Origin of the sequence: Janthinobacterium sp. NKUCC06_STL (assembly GCF_019345455.1) — a bacterium.
Classification (GTDB): domain Bacteria; phylum Pseudomonadota; class Gammaproteobacteria; order Burkholderiales; family Burkholderiaceae_D; genus Janthinobacterium; species Janthinobacterium rivuli.
In genome coordinates, this window is sequence record NZ_JAHKQY010000011.1 from 1 (window position 1) to 19543 (window position 19543).

19 protein-coding genes and 1 pseudogene are annotated in these 19543 nt (G+C 61.5%); 7 read left to right on the forward strand and 13 right to left on the reverse strand.

The window, feature by feature from the left end; translation table 11 throughout:
- Both KO539_RS25230 and KO539_RS25235 read right to left on the reverse strand, forming a co-directional pair.
- Window positions 1–576 (reverse strand): annotated as a pseudogene (locus tag KO539_RS25230) (hypothetical protein); the annotation flags it as partial.
- A 63-nt stretch (window positions 577–639) separates the two neighbouring features.
- Entirely contained in the window at window positions 640–1206 is a 567-nt protein-coding gene (locus KO539_RS25235; RefSeq protein WP_219312665.1) for a hypothetical protein, read from the reverse strand.
- 412 nt (window positions 1207–1618) lie between these two features.
- On the opposite strand from KO539_RS25235, the gene KO539_RS25240 reads away from it, so the two are divergent.
- Entirely contained in the window at window positions 1619–3421 is a 1803-nt protein-coding gene (locus KO539_RS25240) for a DUF1800 family protein (RefSeq protein WP_219312667.1), read from the forward strand.
- 9 nt (window positions 3422–3430) lie between these two features.
- Window positions 3431–4876, forward strand: coding sequence for a DUF1501 domain-containing protein (locus tag KO539_RS25245; RefSeq protein ID WP_219312669.1), 1446 nt, complete (start codon window positions 3431–3433; stop codon window positions 4874–4876).
- Here KO539_RS25245 and KO539_RS25250 read toward each other — a convergent pair.
- Both KO539_RS25250 and KO539_RS25255 read right to left on the reverse strand, forming a co-directional pair.
- A complete protein-coding gene (locus KO539_RS25250; RefSeq protein WP_219312671.1) occupies window positions 4873–5709 on the reverse strand; it encodes an intradiol ring-cleavage dioxygenase in 837 nt (278 codons plus the stop codon). The genes KO539_RS25245 and KO539_RS25250 overlap by 4 nt on opposite strands.
- A 131-nt stretch (window positions 5710–5840) precedes the next feature.
- Window positions 5841–6269 carry a Spy/CpxP family protein refolding chaperone gene (locus KO539_RS25255; protein ID WP_051958667.1) on the reverse strand — a complete coding sequence of 143 codons (429 nt, stop codon included), beginning with the start codon at window positions 6267–6269 and terminating at the stop codon, window positions 5841–5843.
- A 193-nt stretch (window positions 6270–6462) separates the two neighbouring features.
- Between KO539_RS25255 and KO539_RS25260 the strand changes: the two genes are divergently transcribed.
- Window positions 6463–7152: a response regulator transcription factor gene (locus KO539_RS25260; protein ID WP_219312673.1), complete on the forward strand. Its 690-nt coding sequence runs from the start codon at window positions 6463–6465 to the stop codon at window positions 7150–7152.
- A gap of 2 nt (window positions 7153–7154) precedes the next feature.
- On the forward strand, window positions 7155–8654 hold the full coding sequence (locus KO539_RS25265; RefSeq protein ID WP_219312675.1) for an ATP-binding protein: 1500 nt from the start codon (window positions 7155–7157) through the stop codon (window positions 8652–8654).
- Window positions 8655–8695: 41 nt separating this feature from the next.
- On the opposite strand, the gene KO539_RS25270 is transcribed toward KO539_RS25265, so the two are convergent.
- From KO539_RS25270 to KO539_RS25300, 7 genes are all read right to left on the reverse strand, one after another.
- Entirely contained in the window at window positions 8696–9031 is a 336-nt protein-coding gene (locus tag KO539_RS25270) for a FlxA-like family protein (protein ID WP_219312677.1), read from the reverse strand.
- A gap of 121 nt (window positions 9032–9152) precedes the next feature.
- Complete coding sequence (dcd, locus tag KO539_RS25275) at window positions 9153–9722, reverse strand: dCTP deaminase (RefSeq protein WP_035819543.1); 570 nt, start codon at window positions 9720–9722, stop codon at window positions 9153–9155.
- Window positions 9723–9855: 133 nt separating this feature from the next.
- Window positions 9856–10656 carry an alpha/beta fold hydrolase gene (locus KO539_RS25280; protein ID WP_176389165.1) on the reverse strand — a complete coding sequence of 267 codons (801 nt, stop codon included), beginning with the start codon at window positions 10654–10656 and terminating at the stop codon, window positions 9856–9858.
- Between the two features lie 58 nt (window positions 10657–10714).
- On the reverse strand, window positions 10715–11410 hold the full coding sequence (locus tag KO539_RS25285) for an HAD family phosphatase (RefSeq protein WP_219312679.1): 696 nt from the start codon (window positions 11408–11410) through the stop codon (window positions 10715–10717).
- A gap of 21 nt (window positions 11411–11431) precedes the next feature.
- Complete coding sequence (locus tag KO539_RS25290) at window positions 11432–12193, reverse strand: TSUP family transporter (protein WP_034756294.1); 762 nt, start codon at window positions 12191–12193, stop codon at window positions 11432–11434.
- A 123-nt stretch (window positions 12194–12316) separates the two neighbouring features.
- Complete coding sequence (locus KO539_RS25295; RefSeq protein ID WP_219312681.1) at window positions 12317–12901, reverse strand: Fic family protein; 585 nt, start codon at window positions 12899–12901, stop codon at window positions 12317–12319.
- A complete protein-coding gene (locus tag KO539_RS25300) occupies window positions 12898–13116 on the reverse strand; it encodes an antitoxin VbhA family protein (protein WP_219312683.1) in 219 nt (72 codons plus the stop codon). Before KO539_RS25300 ends, KO539_RS25295 begins: the two co-directional genes overlap by 4 nt.
- 222 nt (window positions 13117–13338) lie before the next feature.
- Here KO539_RS25300 and KO539_RS25305 point away from each other — a divergent pair, with 222 nt between their 5' ends.
- Window positions 13339–14262, forward strand: coding sequence for a LysR family transcriptional regulator (locus KO539_RS25305; protein WP_219312685.1), 924 nt, complete (start codon window positions 13339–13341; stop codon window positions 14260–14262).
- A gap of 106 nt (window positions 14263–14368) precedes the next feature.
- Complete coding sequence (locus tag KO539_RS25310) at window positions 14369–15199, forward strand: hypothetical protein (RefSeq protein ID WP_219312687.1); 831 nt, start codon at window positions 14369–14371, stop codon at window positions 15197–15199.
- 34 nt (window positions 15200–15233) lie between these two features.
- On the opposite strand, the gene KO539_RS25315 is transcribed toward KO539_RS25310, so the two are convergent.
- Together KO539_RS25315 and KO539_RS25320 are read right to left on the reverse strand one after the other, a co-directional pair.
- Complete coding sequence (locus KO539_RS25315; RefSeq protein ID WP_219312689.1) at window positions 15234–17657, reverse strand: DNA internalization-related competence protein ComEC/Rec2; 2424 nt, start codon at window positions 17655–17657, stop codon at window positions 15234–15236.
- Between the two features lie 12 nt (window positions 17658–17669).
- The gene (locus KO539_RS25320; RefSeq protein ID WP_219312690.1) at window positions 17670–17813 is read right to left on the reverse strand and encodes a hypothetical protein; all 144 of its coding nucleotides are present in this window, start codon (window positions 17811–17813) and stop codon (window positions 17670–17672) included.
- A gap of 48 nt (window positions 17814–17861) precedes the next feature.
- Here KO539_RS25320 and KO539_RS25325 point away from each other — a divergent pair, with 48 nt between their 5' ends.
- A complete protein-coding gene (locus tag KO539_RS25325) occupies window positions 17862–18695 on the forward strand; it encodes a class I SAM-dependent methyltransferase (RefSeq protein WP_219312692.1) in 834 nt (277 codons plus the stop codon).
- The last annotated feature ends 848 nt before the right edge of the window (window positions 18696–19543 follow it).

Consider the following 19543-nt stretch of genomic DNA (forward strand, 5'->3'; position numbering starts at 1 on the left):
CCCCAGCAAGCCGGGCGCGAACTGGCGCGCCGCCGCGCTGGCGGCCGCCTGGGCGATGGCGCGCGGATCGCCCGCACCGCGCGCCTGCGCGGCGCGGTTGACGGTATCGGCGGCCAGGCGCACGAACTGCTTGGCGCCTTCGAATTCGCGGTCCTCGTTTGACGACGCTTCCGCTTCCAGCCCCAGCGCGCCGCCGGCGGCCGAGGCCAGGCCGCTGCCGATCTTGGCGCCCAGCGGGCCGCCGAAATAGCCGCCGATGGCGCCGCCGGCCAGGGGAATGGCCTTCTTCGCCACACCCTTGAGCACGCCGCCGATGGCTTGTCCCACGGGCGACTTGATGATGCCGCCCGCCACCGACGCGGCCTTGCGCAGGAAATTGCCGAGAAACTGCTCCAGTTCGGCTTCATTGCTGACCGACAACAGTTCATTCGCCAGTTCCATCTCCTCGGTCTCGGAAAACATGGCGTTCGCGCCGCCCTCGCCGCTCCACTCGCCCTGGCCAAACTCGAACTGTTCCGCTTCAAAGCCGGACATCTCCTGCCCGTATTCCAGGGTCGTACGATCCAAGTCATGCATGATCAGCTCCTCAAAGTGATTACCTCGGTTGGGACTACCTTGCCGGACAGACTGGCCGTCCGGCTAACAATCGAGCACGACGATGTGCCCGCCCTCGCGGCGCCAGCGGCCAGCGTCCCGCCCCGACATTTGCGCCGCCTGCCTGAGCAAGCCTGGCGCCTCGCTGCGTGCCACTTGCAGCAAGGCCGTTTCCACCCGTGCCCCGGGCGCGCGCGTGCCCATGCCGCCGTCCTGCGCCAGCGCCGTGTTGACGGCATCGATCAGATGCACGACCTGGCGCGCCAGTTCGAATTCCTTGTCTTCCGGGCTGAGTCCTTCCAGTTCCATGCCGAAGATGCGGGCAGCGCGCCGCTTGAGCGCCTGCGGCGAACCGCCATGCAGGGGCAGCAAGGGCGCCACCACCTTGCCCAGCAACTGGCGCAGCGGGCCTTCCAGCGGCGTGCCGCGCACTTGCTGTCCCGCCGCCGTGGCGTCCAGCTGGCGCCTCAGGAAATCATCGAACTGGGCCGGCGCCTGCAATTCCAGCAATTGCGCCGCCAGTGCCAGTTCATCTTCCTGCTGCAAAGGCAGCACGCCCGGCGCTTCAGGCAATTCCATTTCGGGACGATAGGCGAGCAGGCGGCTGGTCATGACAGGCTCCGGTGAAAGATGGGCGGGTAAGCCATGCCTCCCTGTTGCAAGGGCCATGCCAGTCAGGCGCAGGGGAAAAAAGAGACAGGACGGCGAACGGCGTTTCGCCGATAGCGTAAAAACCATGGTTTCCGGCGAAGCGGGTTTCGTTGTCAAGATGAGCTTTTGAACAAGCTTAATTGGCAGGAATGGTTACGTCGCCTATCCGCCACAGTGCTTGTTCTAGACAAAAAATATTTTTCATTTTCAAAAAACAAACTTCGCGCTACATCTTCAAAAACACCTTCATTGCCACGCCAAATGATCGCAAAAATAAACGTGGCCAACACGTAAATAGTTAATTGGAAACAGGATTTTAGTAGGCAGGCCCTACAATTAACGGGCCAGAATTTGATTGCTTGAAAGAAACTAAATGATAGACCCTACTTTGCGCCGTTTATTGGCCATCACCCTACTCAGCCTGCTAGCCGCCTGCGGCGGTGGCGGCGACAGCAAGACCGGCGCCAGCCAGAACCCGGACATCTCGGCCGTGGCACCGGGGACCACCGCCCCCGGCGATCCGGCAGCCCCCGGCACCAAGCCCGGCGAGACCATTCCGCCGCCGCCTCTGACCACGCCACCGGCCGGCCAGACGGCCACGTTCACGCGCCCGGCAGCGTCGCGCTTCCTGGGCCGCGCCACGTTCGGGCCGGACATGGCGGCCATCGATGCCCTGGCCGCCAGCGACAGCGACGCCTGGTTCCGCGCGCAGTTTTCCAAGCCGCAAACCTTGCACCGTAAATATATCGACGCCAAGTATCCCGTCGCGGGCGCGGCGGCCACCCAGGCCGTGCCGAACGACTTTTATGAATCGTTCTGGCAGCAAGCCGTGCGCGGCGACGACCAACTGCGCCAGCGCGTGACCTTTGCCCTGTCGGAAATCTTTGTCGTCTCCACGCAAAACGAGGCCGTGTGGCCGCAAACGCGGGGCGTCGCCAGCTATTACGATATGCTGGGGCAACACGCGTTCGGCAACTTCCGCACCCTGCTGCAGGGCGTGGCCACGCATCCGATGATGGGCCTGTACCTGTCGCACCTGCGCAACCAGAAGGAATCGGCCACGCGCACGCCCGACGAAAATTTCGCCCGCGAAGTGATGCAGTTATTTACCATCGGCCTGTACCAGCTGAATGCCGATGGTTCATTGAAATTGTCCGGCGGCAAACCCATCGACACTTACACGCGCGACGATGTGAGCGGCCTGGCGAAAGTGTTTACGGGCTGGAGCTGGGCCGGGCCGGACCAGGGCGCGAACCGCTTCTTTGGCAGCGTGGCCGATCCGGACCGCGACTGGAAGCCGATGCAGAACTATGCGGCGTACCACTCGACCAGCGAAAAACGCTTTCTGGGCGTCAGCGCGGCGGGCGCCGCCGGCGGCGAAGCGGACATGGCGCTGGCCCTCGACACCCTGTTCAACCATCCGAATGCGGGCCCCTTCTTTGGCCGCCAGCTGATCCAACGCTTAGTCACCAGCAACCCCAGCCCGGCCTATGTGGGCAGGGTCGCGGCCGCCTTCGCCAACAATGGTTCGGGCGTGCGCGGCGACATGCAGGCCGTGATCCGCGCCGTGCTGCTCGATCCCGAAGCGCTGGCGCCAGCCGGCAGCAGCCTGCGCACGGGCAAATTACGTGAACCGCTCGTGCGTCTGGGCAACTGGATGCGCGCATTCCACGCCAGGGATGCCGCCCTGCAGTACCGCATCTATTACCTCAGTGATCCGCTGTCGGGACTGGGCCAGAATCCCATGAACGCGCCCTCCGTCTTCAATTATTTCCGTCCGTCCTACGTGCCGCCCAATTCGGCGTTGGCGACGGCTGGCCTGGTGGCGCCGGAAATGCAGATCACGTCGGAGCCGTCCGTCACCGGCTACCTGAACTTCATGCAGGACGCCATCAGCGGCGGCGTGGCGGAAAACAGCGCCGTTAAGGCCGACTACTCGGCCGAACTGGCGCTGGCCGAGCAGCCGGCCGCCTTGCTGGATCGGGTCAACTTGCTATTAATGTCCGGCAATATGTCATCCCGGCTGCGCACCAAGATCCTGTCGGCCGTCACGAGCATCGCGATTCCCGCTGCCAACGGCAGCAATGCCGCGCAAGTGACGAAGGCGAAATCCAACCGCGTGTACCTGGCCATTTTCCTGGCCATGGCCTCGCCTGAATACCTGGTTCAAAAATAAGGAAGCTGCATGAATACCCCTACTCACTTCTCGCGCCGCCGCTTCCTCGGCTCCATGCTGGGCCTGGCAGGCAGCACGGCCGCGCCCTTCGCCCTCAACCTGGCCGCCATGGGTCAGGCTGCGGCCCAGTCCGCCGACGACTACAAGGCCCTCGTCTGCCTGTTCATGAACGGCGGCAACGATACCTTCAACACGGTGCTGGCCACCGACACGCCTTCATGGAGTGAATATGTGCGCCTGCGCAACACAGGCAGCAACGATTCGATCCACCTGCCCGGCGTCGGCGAAACGGGCGGCGTGCTGCCGATCACGCCCGCCACGGCGCAGGCGGGCCGCAGCTTTGCCCTGCATCCCGCGCTCGCTCCCGTGAAAGACCTGTTCGACGGCGGCCGCGCCGCCATCGTTGCCAATGTCGGCACCCTGATCCAGCCCGTGACCCTGGCGCAATACAAGGCGGGCAATGTGGCGCTGCCGCCGAAACTGTTTTCGCATAACGACCAGCAATCGACGTGGCAATCGGGCTTGCCCGAAGGCGCCAGCATCGGCTGGGGCGGACGCCTGGGCGACCTGCTCGGCGCCGGCAACGCAAATGCGACGTTTACCGCCATCTCGGCCGCGTCAAACGCGCTCTTCCTCAGCGGGCGCCAGGTGCGCCAGTTCCAGGTGGGCCGGGCGGGCGCCGTGCCGATCCGCAATATCGGCGGCGGCTACCTGTTCGACACCACAGAGGGTGAAACCGCCTTGCGCGACATCATCAGCACGGCGGGCGACGACATGATGGAGCAGGAACACGTGGCAACGGTGCAGCGCGCCATTTCCAGCCAGAGCGTGCTGAGCGGCGCCATGCTGGCGGCCGGCGCGGGCGGCGTGCCCAATCCGCCGCCCTATATCAACCCGAACACGGGCGCGTCCAGCGTCAACCAGCTGGCCGTGCAATTGCAGACGGTGGCGCGCATCATTGGCGGGCGCGGCCCCCTGGGAGCGAAACGGCAAGTGTTTTATGTGACCCTGGGCAGCTTCGACACGCATGACCGCCAGAAGGAATTGCATGGCGACCTGATGGCGCGCCTGGCGCACGCGCTCGCGTATTTCGACGCGACCCTGGCGTCCCTGCAGGGTGCCGACGTACGGCGCCAGGTGACGACGTTTACGGCCTCGGACTTCGGCCGCACCTTCAGCAGCAACGGCGACGGCACGGATCACGGCTGGGGCGCGCACCACTTTGTCGTGGGCGGCGCCGTGAAGGGCCGCGACATCTACGGCGCCTTCCCCACCACGGGCCTGGGCCATGAGCTGGACGTCGGTTCCGGCGCCCTGCTGCCGACCACATCCGTCGACCAGTACGGCGCCACCCTGGCCAAGTGGTTCGGCGTGGCCGACAGCCAGCTGGCCGAGGTGTTCCCGAACATCGGCAACTTCAGCCGGCGCGACCTGGGTTTCATGACGACGGCTTAACCATTCACGGCGATGGTCAGGGTGACGACATAGCCATCCGTAGCGTTGCCCGTCACCGTGGCCATCTGCAAACTGTTGCCGTCGCTGAAAACATTGTCGCTGGCATAACTGATCTGCGCCAGGTTGCGCACGCTGGCCGTGTAGCCGCTAGTTGCGTAGGCTTCGTTCAAGGTTGCCATCGGCAAGGTGAACTGCGAGGTCTTGATGCGGTTCGAGGCAGAGGCCGCCTTGGCCAGGCTGGGATAGACCTCAAAGTGCACGTGCGGCATGCGCCCGGCGTAGCAGCCGGGAAAGATGGTCGTAAAGCTGACGTTGCCGGTGCTGTCCGTTTCCTGCACGCCGCGCAAGTAATTTTGCGCCGTCACGCCGCTCGAATACAGCGAATACAGGCCGTCGCGGTCGCAATGCCACAGATAAACGGCGTAGCCAGCCAGGCTGGCGCAGCCGCCGCTGGCGTTAAGCAACTGCAAATGGATGGTCAAGGGCACGCCCGCCGCCACGCCGGTGGCGCCATTGAAACTGGCGCGGATATCGCTGCGTACGACGCCCGTCTGGTTCAGCACATTGATGATGCTGCCGCCATGCGTGTTCGTGCCATCGGCAGGATACGGCCCGCCCGTCTCCTCGGGTATCACCGTGCAGGCGCCCGTGGCCGCTACTGTGACGGTGCCGCTGCTGGCCGCCGTGGCGCCGGCGTCCGAACCGCCGCCACAGCCGATCAAAGGCAAGGTGGCGGCGCCGGCCAGCAGCCAGCGCAGCACTTGCCGCCGCTCAGCCGCCTGTCGCCGCATCATTTCAAGGTCGGATGCCAAACCGTGATCATGTAATTCCATATATATTCCATCAAGTGGGGCAAGCCCGCCAGGGCGGGGTTCAGGCTGGCGCACAGGTACAAAACCTGCGTGGCCCGTCGCGAGAGCGCCTGGATGCGCATGCTGGCTCTCCCTGTGGTCGCGCCGGCCGCTTACTCGGGGCGCTCTAGCCGACGCGGGCCCTGGCGGCCGTCGCTCCGCTGCTGCGCCTGCTGGCGCTGTTCCGGCGTCAGCACGGCCAGCAATTGCTGCTCGAGGCGCGCCTGCTGCAAGCTGATCTGCGCCATGGCTTGCGCCGCCGTGCTGGCCAGCGCACTGGCCTTCGCATCGTCGTAGGCGCTGGACCCGGCCAGCGCACGCAACTGTTCATGGGCCTTGAAGGCGATCTTTTCCTGTTCCCGCAGCAAGGGCGCCTGGGCGTAGGTGGCGGCGAAAATCTTGTCCTGCTGCGCTTCGTTCAGCTCGATGCCATGCAGAAACGGCGGCAAGACTGGCGGCGGCCCAGACTGGGCCAGAGCCAGCAGCGGCATGCTGCAAGCGGACAGCAGCAACAAAGAGACGACGATACTCAGATATTTCATCGGGATTTCCTTTCGTGGCGATCAGCCCTGATTGTCGCCGTCTGGCGTGTAAAGCAACGTCAAGGCGGCGTAAAAGCGCGTAAAGGAAGCGCCGGAAATGTAAGCGAACGTATGTAAAAGCGGGTAAAACCGCCGTGAACAGCCCCCTTTGACTGCTATCATCGGGCGATATTCACCCGAAAAAAGCACAGGCATGAGCAAGGTTTTGTTAATCGATGACGACGTGGAACTGGTCGGCATGTTCCAGGAATACCTGACGCAGGAAGGTTTTGATGCGCGCGCCGTGCATGACGGCGAAAGCGGCGCGGCCGAAGCGCTGACGGGCCTGTATGCCATCGCCATCCTCGACGTCATGATGCCGCGCATGAATGGCCTGGAAACCCTGCGCCGCATCCGTGCCGGCAGCAACCTGCCCATCTTGATGCTGACGGCGCGCGGCGACGATACGGACCGCATCGTGGGCCTGGAGCTGGGTGCCGACGATTACGTCACCAAACCGTGCACGCCGCGCGAGCTGACGGCGCGCATCCGCGCCATCCTGCGCCGTTCGCAAGCCGTGCCGCACGATGCGTCCGGCCTGGTGCCGCTGACCGTGGGGCAACTGACGATGTGGCCCGAACAGCGCCGCGTTGCCTGGGCCGGTGCGCACCTGGAACTGACGAGCACGGAATTCAACCTGCTGGAAGTGCTGGTACGCCATGCGGGCAAACCCGTGAGCAAGAATCAATTGTCGGAACTGGGCCTGGGGCGGCCCATGGCCCGCTTCGACCGCAATATCGACGTGCACTTGAGCAGCCTGCGCCGCAAGCTCGGCAGCCTGGCCGATGGCCGTTCCTGCCTGCAAACCGTGTACCGTCTCGGCTACCAGCTGATCAAGGAGTAAGCGTGGGCCGTCTGTTCTGGAAGTTTTTTCTGTGCATCATGCTGGCACAAGTGACGGCCACCATCGGCATCGGCGGCACCTTCTGGCTGAAAAACCGGGCAGCACAGCAGGAACGGGCTCTCGACATCGATACCAGTCCGCCCGCGCAAATGATCATCGAGGCCGCCAGCGCCACTGTGGAAGCGGGCGGCAGCCAGGCCTTGCGGCAATTCCTCGGCAAGCTCGAACGCATGCGCGTGTTTGCCGTCGATGCCAAAGGACAAGAATTGATGGGCCGCACGGTGCATCCCGCCATGCTGGCCAAGGCGCGCGCCATGCTGGAGCAGGGCCAGGCCCATCCCGTCGTGCGCGAAGCGGCCGGCGGCGACGGCAAGCGCTACCTGCTGTTCCTGCCCTCGTCCGAACGCTTCCGCAATGCCGAGGCGGGCGCCGCGCGCGACACGCTCAACGCCGTCGCCATGAGCGGCCCGCGCGCCATGGGAGCCGGTCCACGGCCGCACGAAGCGGGCGCGCCACCGCCACGCGGCGAATTCGGCCGCGGCATGCCGCCGCGCATGGACACGCCCTACCGCAACTTCATCCCCCTGGCCGCCGCCATCGCCGCCAGTTTGCTGTTCGCCTTTTTGCTGGCCTGGTATTTTGCGCGCCCCATCCGCGACTTGCGGCAGGCGTTCGAGGCCGCCTCGCACGGCAACCTGGCGCCGCGCTTTCACGCCAGCGGCAAGCGCGGCGATGAATTGACGGACCTGGGCCGCGATTTCGACCGCATGACGGGCCGCTTGCGCAGCCTGATGGATAGCCAGACGCGCTTGCTGCATGATGTGTCGCACGAGCTGCGCTCGCCACTGGCGCGCTTGCAGGCCGCCATCGGCCTGGCGCACCAGCAACCGGAAAAGATGGCCGCCTCGATGCAGCGCATCGAACGCGAAAGCGAGCGCATGGATAAACTGATCGGTGAACTGCTGACCCTGTCACGGCTGGAGGCCGGCGCCGCGCAAGCGGGTGCCGGGCACACGCACAGCGAAGACGTCAGCATCGCCGATCTCGTGCACGACATCGTGGACGACGCCCGCTATGAAGCCAGGGCGCGCCTGCTGGGCATAGCCCTGGCGGGCGACGCGGCCATGGCCGACGCCAGCGTCACGGGCCAGCCGGAACTGCTGGCCCGCGCCGTGGAAAACGTCGTGCGCAATGCCATCAAGCACAGCCCCGATGGCGGCACGGTGCACGTGGAGCTGTCGCGCCTGCATGATGACAAGCAGGAATGGCTGCGCATCGCCGTGCTGGACCGTGGCCCCGGCGTGGCCAGCGCCGACCTGGCCCGCATCTTTGAACCGTTCTTCCGCGCCAGCAATACCCAGCACAGCACGGATGGCCACGGCCTGGGCCTGGCCATCGCCCGGCACGTCATCAACGCCCATGGCGGCCGCATCAGTGCCAGCTTGCGCAGCGGTGGCGGACTGTGCGTGGAAATGCTGTTGCCCGTCAAAACGCCAGGCTGACCTGTCGGCGAGCCTGGCGTTTTATCCGTGCGTATCTGCTGTTATGCCTGCGTATCGATGATGCTGCCCAGGGTCGACGAGGTCGATTGCGCTGGACTCGTCGCCGTATCGGCGCTGCTGGCCGGCTGAGCGTCTTGCTGCGCCTGCGCGGCGGCAGCTTGCAACTGGGCAATTTGCGCCTGCAAGGCCTGGATTTGCTGCGCCAGTTGCTGCTGCAGCTTTTGCGACGCCTCCGTCTGCTCGCCCTTCTGCGACTCCGTCAACTGCTTTTGCGCCGCCGTGATCTGCTTTTGCAGCGCCGCGATCTGCGAACCGCTGCCCGCACTGGCGCTACTGGCCGCGCCGACTGCGCCGCCTGAACCGATTGCCGCTACCATACTGCCTCCTCAGTGTTTCAATACCAAGGTTAACGGCAGGCATGGCGCGCGGATGTAGGTCGGCGGGTGTAAAGGCAGGTAAAGACTGCTAAACCGGATGGCGCCCCGCCCTTCGCTGCAATCAGGTCTTCGGCAAGGTCACGCCAACCTGGCCCTGGTATTTGCCGCCGCGATCCTTGTACGACGTTTCGCACACTTCATCGGATTCGAAGAACAGCACTTGCGCCACGCCTTCGTTGGCGTAGATTTTCGCCGGCAACGGTGTCGTGTTGGAAAACTCCAGCGTCACAAAACCCTCCCATTCCGGTTCGAACGGGGTGACGTTGACGATGATGCCGCAACGGGCATAGGTGCTCTTGCCCAGGCAAATCGTCAGCACATTGCGGGGAATGCGGAAATACTCGACCGTACGGGCCAGCGCGAACGAGTTCGGCGGGATGATGCAATAACCCTTGCCCGATACGTCGACGAAATTATTCGCGTCAAAATCCTTGGGGTCGACGATGGTGGTGTTGATATTGGTGAACAACTTGAACTCGTCGGCGCAACGGATGTCATAACCATAGCTGGACGTGCCATAGGACACGATACGGTTGCCGTCGCGTTCCTTGACTTGGCCCGGTTCGAACGGCTCGATCATGCCCGTTGTTTCCGCCATGCGGCGTATCCATTTATCGCTTTTAATCGTCATCGCAGGGGTATCTTTCTAGAATATCGGAATGGCTGGAGCCGCACATCTGGTGCAGGCGCGGCCCGGATGGCAGGATTTTACGCGAAAATCCGCCGCCGTTGGCCCCCATCGCCTGAAAATCCCTGGCGATATTCTATTGCTTCGCCAGCAATGCCGTGATCATCTCGCGCACCACCTGTGCCGTCAGTTCCGGGTTTTCCATGGGAAACAGATGGCCGCCCGGTACCTGGCGGAAAAACTTGCCGACCAGCTTGCGCGTGGCCGTCAAGCCCGCCTGGCGGCATTCCACCGATTCCGTGCCGCCGATAAAGCCGATGGGCACTGGCAAGCCATCCTTGACGAGGCCGCCGATATGGTGCGGCAAGCTGCGGTAGACATCCGTTTCCACTTCGCGCGTAAAGCGCAGCTGCACCCCTTCCGGATGGGGCACCAGGCCGCTGTCGATGTAGTCGCGCAAGACCTGCGGCGCCCAGATGGCGAACATGTCCTTGGCGGCAAAATGCTCATACGCCGCTTGCGCATCGGGCCACAGCTTGCGCCGCCGGGCGGAAAAACGTGACGGCGAGAACCGCTCGCCCAGCGCCGTGTTGCGCGCCAGGCGCACCAGCAAGGCGCGCCAGCCCGCCACCACGGGCGAATCGAGCAAGACCACGCAGCGCACCAGATCGGGCCGCTGCTTGGCCACCATCACGCTGAGCATGCCGCCCAGCGAATGGCCGACGAGAATCACGGGCGCGCTGTAGCGCCGTTCCAGCTCGTCGATATATTCGCGCACCAGCTCGGGCCAACCCGTGCTGACGGGATAATTCGGGTCGTGCGCGTGCATGTCGAGCGCCTGCACGGTGTAGTGCTGGCCCAGCAAGCCAAACAGCTTGCGGTAGGTGCCAGCAGGATAACTGTTGGCGTGGGCAAAGTGCAGTTGCGGGAGGGTCATCGTGGGACGGTGCCGGTGAATGCGATAAACAATTGTAATGGCATGCCGGCAAGACGGATCAGAGGAAGGCCTCTAATTGTCCCTGCGACCGCGTCATGCCGGGCACGAACGAAGCCAGTACCTCGCCCAGCTCGGCGTTTGAATCCACCACGCAAAAAGCGTCGTCAAACGCATGATGACGGTTCATCTGATTGCGCACGACGATGCATTCCAGCCCCGCCGCATTGGCGGCGCGCAAGCCGCGCGGCGAGTCTTCCACGGCCACGCAGTCGGCGGCGGCCAGGCCCAGGCGCTGCAAGCCCAGCTGGTAACCGTCGGGCGCCGGCTTGCTGTCGCCATACATTTCACGCGTCAGCACAAAGTCGAAATGTTGCAACAAGCCCGTGGCCGCATGGCTGATCCGGAAATGCTGTTCATAAGCACTGGTGACCACGCCCATGGCCACGTGCGGGCGCAGCGCCGCCAGTACTTGCTTGACGCCGGGCATGGCCAGCTGCCGCGCCTGGCGCAGGCGTTGCGCAAACAGCACGGTGCGTTCGGCCCGCAGGCGCTCGACCAGCTCAATGTCGTGGCCCTGCCCCAGCAGCACATGCCAGGCGCCGTAATTATTGTCCAGGAACCAGTCAAAAAATTGCTTCGGCGTCAGGTCTATGCCGTAGGGCAAGAGCAAGTCGCGGTTGCTTTCGTAAAACAGCTGCTCGGTGTTGACCAGCACGCCATCGTTGTCCCACAGCACGCCCTGGATGGTTTTCATGGCTTGTTGTCGTTCAAAAACTTACTTGAAGAAGATGTCGTAAGACAATTTCACAATCAGCAGCACCAGCAGCACGAGGAAGAGGATGCGCACGAAGGCGGCGCCGCGGCGCACGGCGATCCAGGTGCCAGTCAGCGCACCAAGGATATTGCACACAGCCATCGGTGCGGCCACGGCATACACCACGTGGCCGGCGGGAATGAAGAAGGCCAGCGCGGCCACGTTGGTGGCGATATTCACCAGCTTCGAGCAGGCCGAGGCGAGGATGAAATCGAAGCCGAAGACGCGGATGAACAGGAAAATCAGGAAACTGCCCGTGCCAGGTCCGAACAGGCCGTCATAAAAGCCGATGGCGCCGCCGATGACGATGGCGAGGATGCGTTCGCGCGGACCGATGGGGCGCGCTTCGCGGGTCGTGCCGAAATCCTTCTTGATGAAGGTGTAGATGGCCATGATGATGATCAGCACCAGCACCATGGGGCGCACCACCTGTTGCGGCACGTAAGACACGGCCGCCGCGCCGATGAAGGACATGACGAAGGCGCTGGCCACGGCCGGCAGCACCAGCAGCCAGGGGATATGCACCTTGCCGACAAACGAGCGGGCGGCAAACGTGGTGCCGCAGGCGGACGCCAGTTTATTCGTGCCCAGCAAGGACGTTGAGGCCATGTTCGGCATCAGGTTGAACAGGGCCGGCAGCTGTATCAACCCGCCCCCGCCCACGGCGGCATCGATCAGGCCGGCAAAGAAGGCAAATAAACACAGCAGCGAGATGGTCAGCATGATAGGCAATAAGGAATGATCGACAGCGGCAGTATAGGCGCCGTGGATTTTTCCGGATGCAACTTCAAATTGCGGAAAACGCAATCAGGCGTAACGCTTGACGGAATGCGCCAGGAGGCCTGACTACTGCTGGCTGGTTATCATTGTGAACACGTTTTCCATCGGCCCCACGTTGCCGGCAAAACTCACAGTGGCCGCATCTATCCAGGTTTTTTGAGACACTTTAGTGTAGTCGAGATCGAAGCCCGCATGCCGTGCCAGTTGCTCGATGAATTGCCGCGTGCTGCGTCCGTTGCCCTCTCTGAACGGATGCAGGGCATTGATTTCGGCATAGTGATAGGCGAGGCGCGTAATGAATATCGGCTTATCGAGCCCGACAAGCAGCTTGTCGCGTGCAATGGCTGGAAAGACCTGCTTGTCTGCATAGTTCTGGATCGCGGCGTGATGCGCGAAAAACGTGGAACCCTTGGAAATATCCACGGTCCGAGTTTTTCCGGCCCAGGCATACAGGTCTTGAAAAAGGTAGGAATGTATTGCTTGCAAGTGTGCTAAATCGAATCGTCCAACAACTGGGCTTTCCTGAAGCTCCATGGAGCGCTCGGCAGTTTTACGAAATTCGAACTGCCTCAATCGTTCCTTGTCACGGATATCCGGCTTGTTACGCAGAATATCCGTACCAGGATAACAATAGGGGTCATTGAAAGTCACGCGGCATGCAGGACTGGTGTTTTTTCCTGGTCATCAGCGCTGACACCAAATTGGACATCGGTCATTGCGCGCACCTGGGCAAGCGTAAGTTCACCTTGAATATAGCGGTCAAGCAACGCCAAGTATTGCTGATCTGGCTCAAAGCCTTCAATTGCCCAACTTGCCAGTGTTTGATTGACGGAACGTTGACGATCTTGCTGGGTAAATTTGGCCATCAATTTCTCCCGTAGAAACGATATATCAAGGCAGATTTTAGCATGCTACGCAATGATTGACTTGGCAGCCATGCGGCACTGCCCGAAGTTACTCATGGGAATAGCCGCTCCCCGCACCCCCACGTGTTCATTCGTGCGCATTGCGAAAAACGCCATGAGGCATCGCACTTGACGAAATGCCTGACACTGCGGTCTACTGGCCTCTTTTGCCAGGAGTCACCGATGTCGATGAAACTGATGTGGGAGATCCGCGCATTCTGCACCGTGGTGGAAAAGCGCAGCTTCATCCACGCGGCACGCATGCTGGGACGCTCGCCGTCGGCCGTCACGCGCGCCATCCAGTTCCTCGAAGACGCCATCGGCGCCGAGCTGATCTTGCGCACGCAAAAGCAGTTCACCCTGACGACGGCCGGCGAAACGTATTACGCGTCGGCCAAACACTTGCTGGAAACGCAGGCCGAGGCGGAAGACCAATTGGCGGAATTGAGCAACTCGCCGCAAGGCTGGGTGCGCCTTTCCGCGCCGGAAATCCTGTCGCTGGGTTTTCTGCCGAAAGTGGTGGCACAGTTTTCGCGCGACTACCCGAACGTGTCAGTGGACATCCATTTCTCGGATAAATCGATCGACCCTATCCAGGAAAAGCTGGACTTTGCCATCCGCGGCGCCTTCCCCCAGTCGAGCGAGCTGATCGGCTACCCTCTGTGGAATTACCGCCGCTACATGTACGCCTCGCCCGCCTATATCGAACGCATGGGCGCGCCCGAGGAACCGGAAGAGCTGGCCGGCCACGACATCATCATGCACTCGGCCCCGCGCATCCTGCGCGACTGGCATTTCGTTTCCAGCGAACGCAACGTGCGCTACCAGGTACAGCCGCGCTTCCGCTTCACTTCCGGTATCGCCACCTTCCAGGCGGCCCTCGAAGGCGCCGGCATCGTGCGCCTGGCCAGCTGGCTGGCCGAGCCCGCCGTGGCCGCCGGCACCCTGCGCCGGGTCTGCACGGCGTACCGGCTGACGTCGTCAAAAGAGCTCGATCCCAGCATCCATGCCGTGTATGGCACCTCGAGGATGGCCAAGGGAGCAAGGTTGTTTCTGGAATATGTGCGGCAGCGGGGGTTGGAGATACCGGATGAAAGGGGAAACTAGTAAAACATAGTTGTCAATCTTATGCAGATAAAAAGTGAAAATATATCCTGCATGTTAAAATTTAAAAGACACCTCTCAAATTCTTCACAAAGAAAAATATTCCGACATGAGCAAGTTAATTCCAACACAAGCGATACACAGGAAATTTGATTTAACCTCTGATGCACCCTCGCCAGAAAGCAAAGCAAATACTGCGAGATGGTTTGCAGAAATGATAATAAAAGATTTTCTTTCTGATAAATTTCCCACGGGTGACAATTTTCAAAATTCATCAATTGGAGAATTAATATTAAAACTAAAGGGAAAGATACACCCTACGGTCATTGATGCCCTTAACCAAATAAAAAAAATTGGTGATCAAGCGTCGCACTACAATTCAAACCAAAAAATCCTTGACATTGATGCAAAAAAATCCATTGATACCGCATTCAGTCTCTTCCCATTATTAATCATAGATCATCTGAAAAAAAATCCATTAAGTGAGCATCCTGATAGAGCTCTCTTGCTAAGTACAACATTGCCATCAATTAGATTGCAGATACTTGATGAAATAATGGAGTTCGATAGTGATAAGGTTACTCAATATCAACTCGAAATTTTGCACAAATGGTGTTTGGCATGTGCAAAAAGCGGAAAGAGAGATAAAGCTAGACGTAAACTCAAAGATCTTTTAAAAAGAAATAAAATATCAATTGAAACGCATTCCTTTGAGGAGAATTCAATTAACGAAATAACAAGAAGAATGGCTAATAATGAACTTCCGATCGCCAAAACGCATGCGGATTTTGTCAGAAACTTCGGAAACGTTATGAACAGATTGAGCCAACATAGCAAAGAAGAAAATGCTGAACTAATTAAACTTCTCAACGGAATGGTAGAAGGAATAGAGCCTAGTGAAATGGGGCATCTGAAAGGTATGCAAATATTTCCAGTCTGAATGCCGCTGAGAATTGACGTCAATCCAGGCATTCCTAGCGGCTATGCCAGTACCGCGGCCGGCTGGCGCGATACCGCGTTACATCAATATTGTCCCCAAACTCCAGCACCACCGCCCCCGTCACATCCGTGCGCAACCGCGCAATGCCCATGTCGCCATAGCGTGCATACACCTGCGCCTTCGGATGTTTATAGCGATTCCTGTGCCCGACCTGAAAAATAGCCAGGGTCGGATGGACCGCGTTCAAAAATGCCGGCGTCGATGACGTCCCACTGCCGTGATGAGGCGCCAGCAGCACGTCGGCGGCCAGTTCGCCGTCCATCGAGCGCGCCAGCAATTGCGCCTCCTGCGCCGCTTCAATGTCGCCGGCCAGCAGGATCGCGTGCTTTCCAGCCGTGATTTTCACGGTGCAACTGCGGGCGTTCGGCTTCAGGGCGATGTCCATGTGGCTCGCCGGCAATGGGTGCAACATGGCGAAGTGCACGCCTTCCCACGTCCAGCTCTGGCCTGCCATGCAGTGCAGATAGGGCTGGTGTAACTCCCGCCGCGCCTCGACGGCCGGGTGGCCACCGAACAGCGACGAGGCCAGCCAGCCCACTTGCACGTTTTCCAGCAGGGACATCGCGCCGCCTGCGTGATCGAGGTCGCTGTGGGAAATGATCACGCCGTCGAGCTTGCCTATGCCGCGTGCGCGCAGGTAAGGCACGATGACCCGGCTGGCCCCATCGGAATCGAGGCTGTAGGCGGGTCCCGTGTCGTACAGCAGGCGGTGTTCATGCGTTTCCACCAGCACGGCCATGCCTTGTCCCACGTCAAAAGCCGTGATCCACATCTGGCCCGGAGGCGGACTCGATGGCAAGGCCGTCAGCAGCGGCAGCCAGCCCAGCATGCCCGCCCAGCGATGCGGCCATCCCCGTGGCGCCAGCAGCCATGCCGTGCCAAGCAATGCCCAGCAAAAACTCCACATTGGCGGCGCGGGCGCCGTCCACACGGCAAAGCGGCGCGCACCCAGCCACTCGAGCAACTGCGCCAGCATCTGCACGATGGCGTGCGCCAGCAGCAGCAATCCATCGGACAGGGGCGTCGGCAGCAGGCTGCCAGCCAGGGACAAGGGCGTGACGACCAGGCTGATGATGGGGATGGCCAGCGCATTGGCCACGGGGCTGACCAGCGACACTTGCGAGAACAGCAGCATCGTCAACGGCACCAGTCCCACCGTCACCACATACTGCGTGTGGGCGCCCAGCGCCACGGCCGCGCGCAGACGACGCCAGCGTCCGGCCTGCAGCGGCATCGGCGCCGTGGTGCGCCCTGCCGTCGCGTACAGCATGGTGGCGACGGCGCCGAACGACAGCCAGAAGCCGGGCCACAACACGGCCCACGGGTCGAGCAGCACGACCACGCCCAGCGCCAGGCACAGGATATGGCCTATGCTGGTGATGCGTCCCAGCCACAAGGCCAGCGCGACCACCAGCAACATATACAAGGTGCGCTGCGCGGGCACGCCGAAGCCGGCCAGCAGCACGTACAAGAACGCGGCCAGCGCGCCGGCCAGGGCCGCCACCTTTTGCGCCGGCAAGCGCAAGGGCAGTTGCCAGTCGGTAAAGAATGAACGGCGCCACAACGCGCCCGCACCCAGCGCGAACAGGCCCGCGATCATCGTAATGTGCAAACCCGAGATGGAAATCAAATGGCTCACGCCCGTGCGGTTGAACACTTGCCAGTCCGACTGGGGTATGGCGCGCTGGTCGCCCACCACCAGCGCCACGATCACGCCCGCATACTGCTTGCCGTCCAAGCTGCGCAAGATGCGCGCGCGCAAGGCCGCGCGGCTGGCCTCCACCACGTTGCCAAAGCCGGGCACGAAGGCGGCCAGGCGCACGTTCGGCGTATCCGCGCGCGGCTGCGGCCTTACATAGCCCGTGGCGCGCACGCCCTGCTCCAGCAGCCACGCTTCGTAGTCAAAACCCATGGGGTTCGCATTGCCGTGCGGACGCTGCAGCCGCACCGTCAGGCGCCAGCGCTCGCCCGGCTGCACGTCGCCGACATCGTTCGTCACTGCATCGCGAAAACCCGCGTACCAGGACAGCGCGATCAAGGGCGGCACCTTCGCCCCAACCGCCTTCTCCACGGCAAAATTGAAACGCACGCCCTGCTCGAAGCGGTACGGCAGACTGACCACAGTGCCCGTGACAACAATATCCTGTCCTTCATCGGCCAGCGCCAGTTGCGGCGCCATGGCGGCCTGGGCCAGCCAGGCCGCCCAGTAAAAACCCAGTCCCACGCCAGCGGCAAGCGCAACAACGCAACGCCAGTGCGCGTGGTGGCGCAGCGCCAGACTAGCAATAAACCCTACGCCAGCGATCACCCACAGCAACGTGCCCGCCTGCGATGGCAAGCTTGCCTGCGTCTGCAACCAGGCAGCGCCAGCGGCAAAGCCGAGTATCAGGGTGCGCATAAGAAGGCAGAATCAAGGCAGAATCAGCTCGCGGCGAAAAGGGCTCAGGTACTGTGAGCGTTTTCTGCGCTTTGCCCTCTGATCTGGCGCAATGGCGTCCTGAATAAGAAAGTTCAGCACGCCATCCGGCACCACCGCTGGTGAAATCTTCTCCATGCTAAGATGGCCATCCGGCGCCAGGCGCCACGACTTGGCGGACCTTGCATGACCCTACTGACAGCGGCCGAAACTTATTTGCAGGACTTTCATCAAAGGCAAGTCGGCGCGACCAGCGCCGCGTTTGCTCATCTGCCGGCCAATTCCCCCGCTGCCAACTGGACCTCGTCCTACCATGTGCTGACCAGCCTGGTACCGGACGTGGCGACGCCATTGACTGTGCTCGACCTGGCCTGCGGCGACGGCCATCTGCTGGGTTTGCTGGCAGCCAGGCGGCAAGCCCGGCTGCAACTGTTCGGCATCGACATGAGTCAGGCTGAACTGGCCGTCGCGCGCGCCGCCCTGCCCCCGTCCGTGCATCTGCTGCCAGGGCGCGGCCAGGCGCTCGACCTGCCATCGGCCAGCGTCGACTATCTCGTTTCGCACATGGCGCTGATGCTCATGGACGACATCGAACAAGTCGTGCGTGAAATCCGCCGCGTGCTGCGCCCCGCTGGCCAGTTCGCCGCCATTGTCGGCAGGACGTTCTTGCTGGGCGAAGTGAACGACGTTTTCATGCGCGTGTTCAAGCCGATCGCCAGTACCGAACTGCCACCGCTGCGCTTTGGCGACCGCCGCACGGGGTCCGAAGCGGGCTGGCGCGAGCTGCTCGATGGCAGTTTCGCAGATGTTGAATTCGACGACATCAACGTACCATGGACGCCCACGCCGGGCGAACTGTGGACGGCCCTGCTGGACACTTACTATATCGACCGCCTGGACGACGGCGCCAGACAGCGCCTGCGCGGCGCGTTCATGGACGCCGTGACGCCGCTGCAAGCCGGTGACGGATTGATCGCCACCGGCTGGGGACTACGGGCCGTACGCGCACGGGCAGCCTGAACTGCCATCGATGCCATGGCTTGCTGGCGTCAGAGGCAACAGGCTACGATAGTTGCTGCCGCGGCGCGCAGTACTCCTTCTGTCAATTGCAGGTTTGCTGGCAAGCGGACCGCTCGGCGTTGCACTCAGCTTGAGCGGTACCGCCAGCAATGCAAGCCCGCCATTCGGCGGCGCAGGCGCTAGCGCAGCTTGCAAAGGCTGGCGTCGCAGTCACCGCCAAACCGAGGCCTGACGCAAAAAGAAATGCAGCGAGCTTTTTATTCATGGAGTTCTCCCAAAGTCGGATGGCTGATAAATCCCTGCGCGCGCCATCCTCTGGCGCAGGGTCACATACACAGGTATGTCGAGTGTCATCGCAAGCTGGCTGTGCGTCAGCGCGAAGTGAAAAGTATTGCGGTCGCCAACGTATCCTGGAGCACCGTCAAATCAAAGCCGTTCATATAAAACGCGGCGCGCCTCATTCGATAGCCAGAATAATGCCGCACATCGCCGTCAATTTCAGCTATTTTGAAAACATGCCAAAAATTCCCTCGTAAAATATGATGCCATCATCAGCTCGCCTTTATTAATTGTCAAGTTAATTCGATTCATTTCGCACCAGCGGATAATTTCTCACGCAATGAAAAATACAGGCGCGATAAGGAAACGATCCCGCCGTGCTTAATTTCAAATCGACAGCGTGGTAAGGCGCGTTCAGTCATGCCAGATGCTGCTGGCACCATGGGAGCGTGGCGATAATTAGCCATTGCCGGATGCGTGCAAGAGAACACCTGCGACCTCGCATCCAGAAAAACAATCTGCACATAATACGAATATCACCACCGTGGATACCAATAGAAACTTACTCT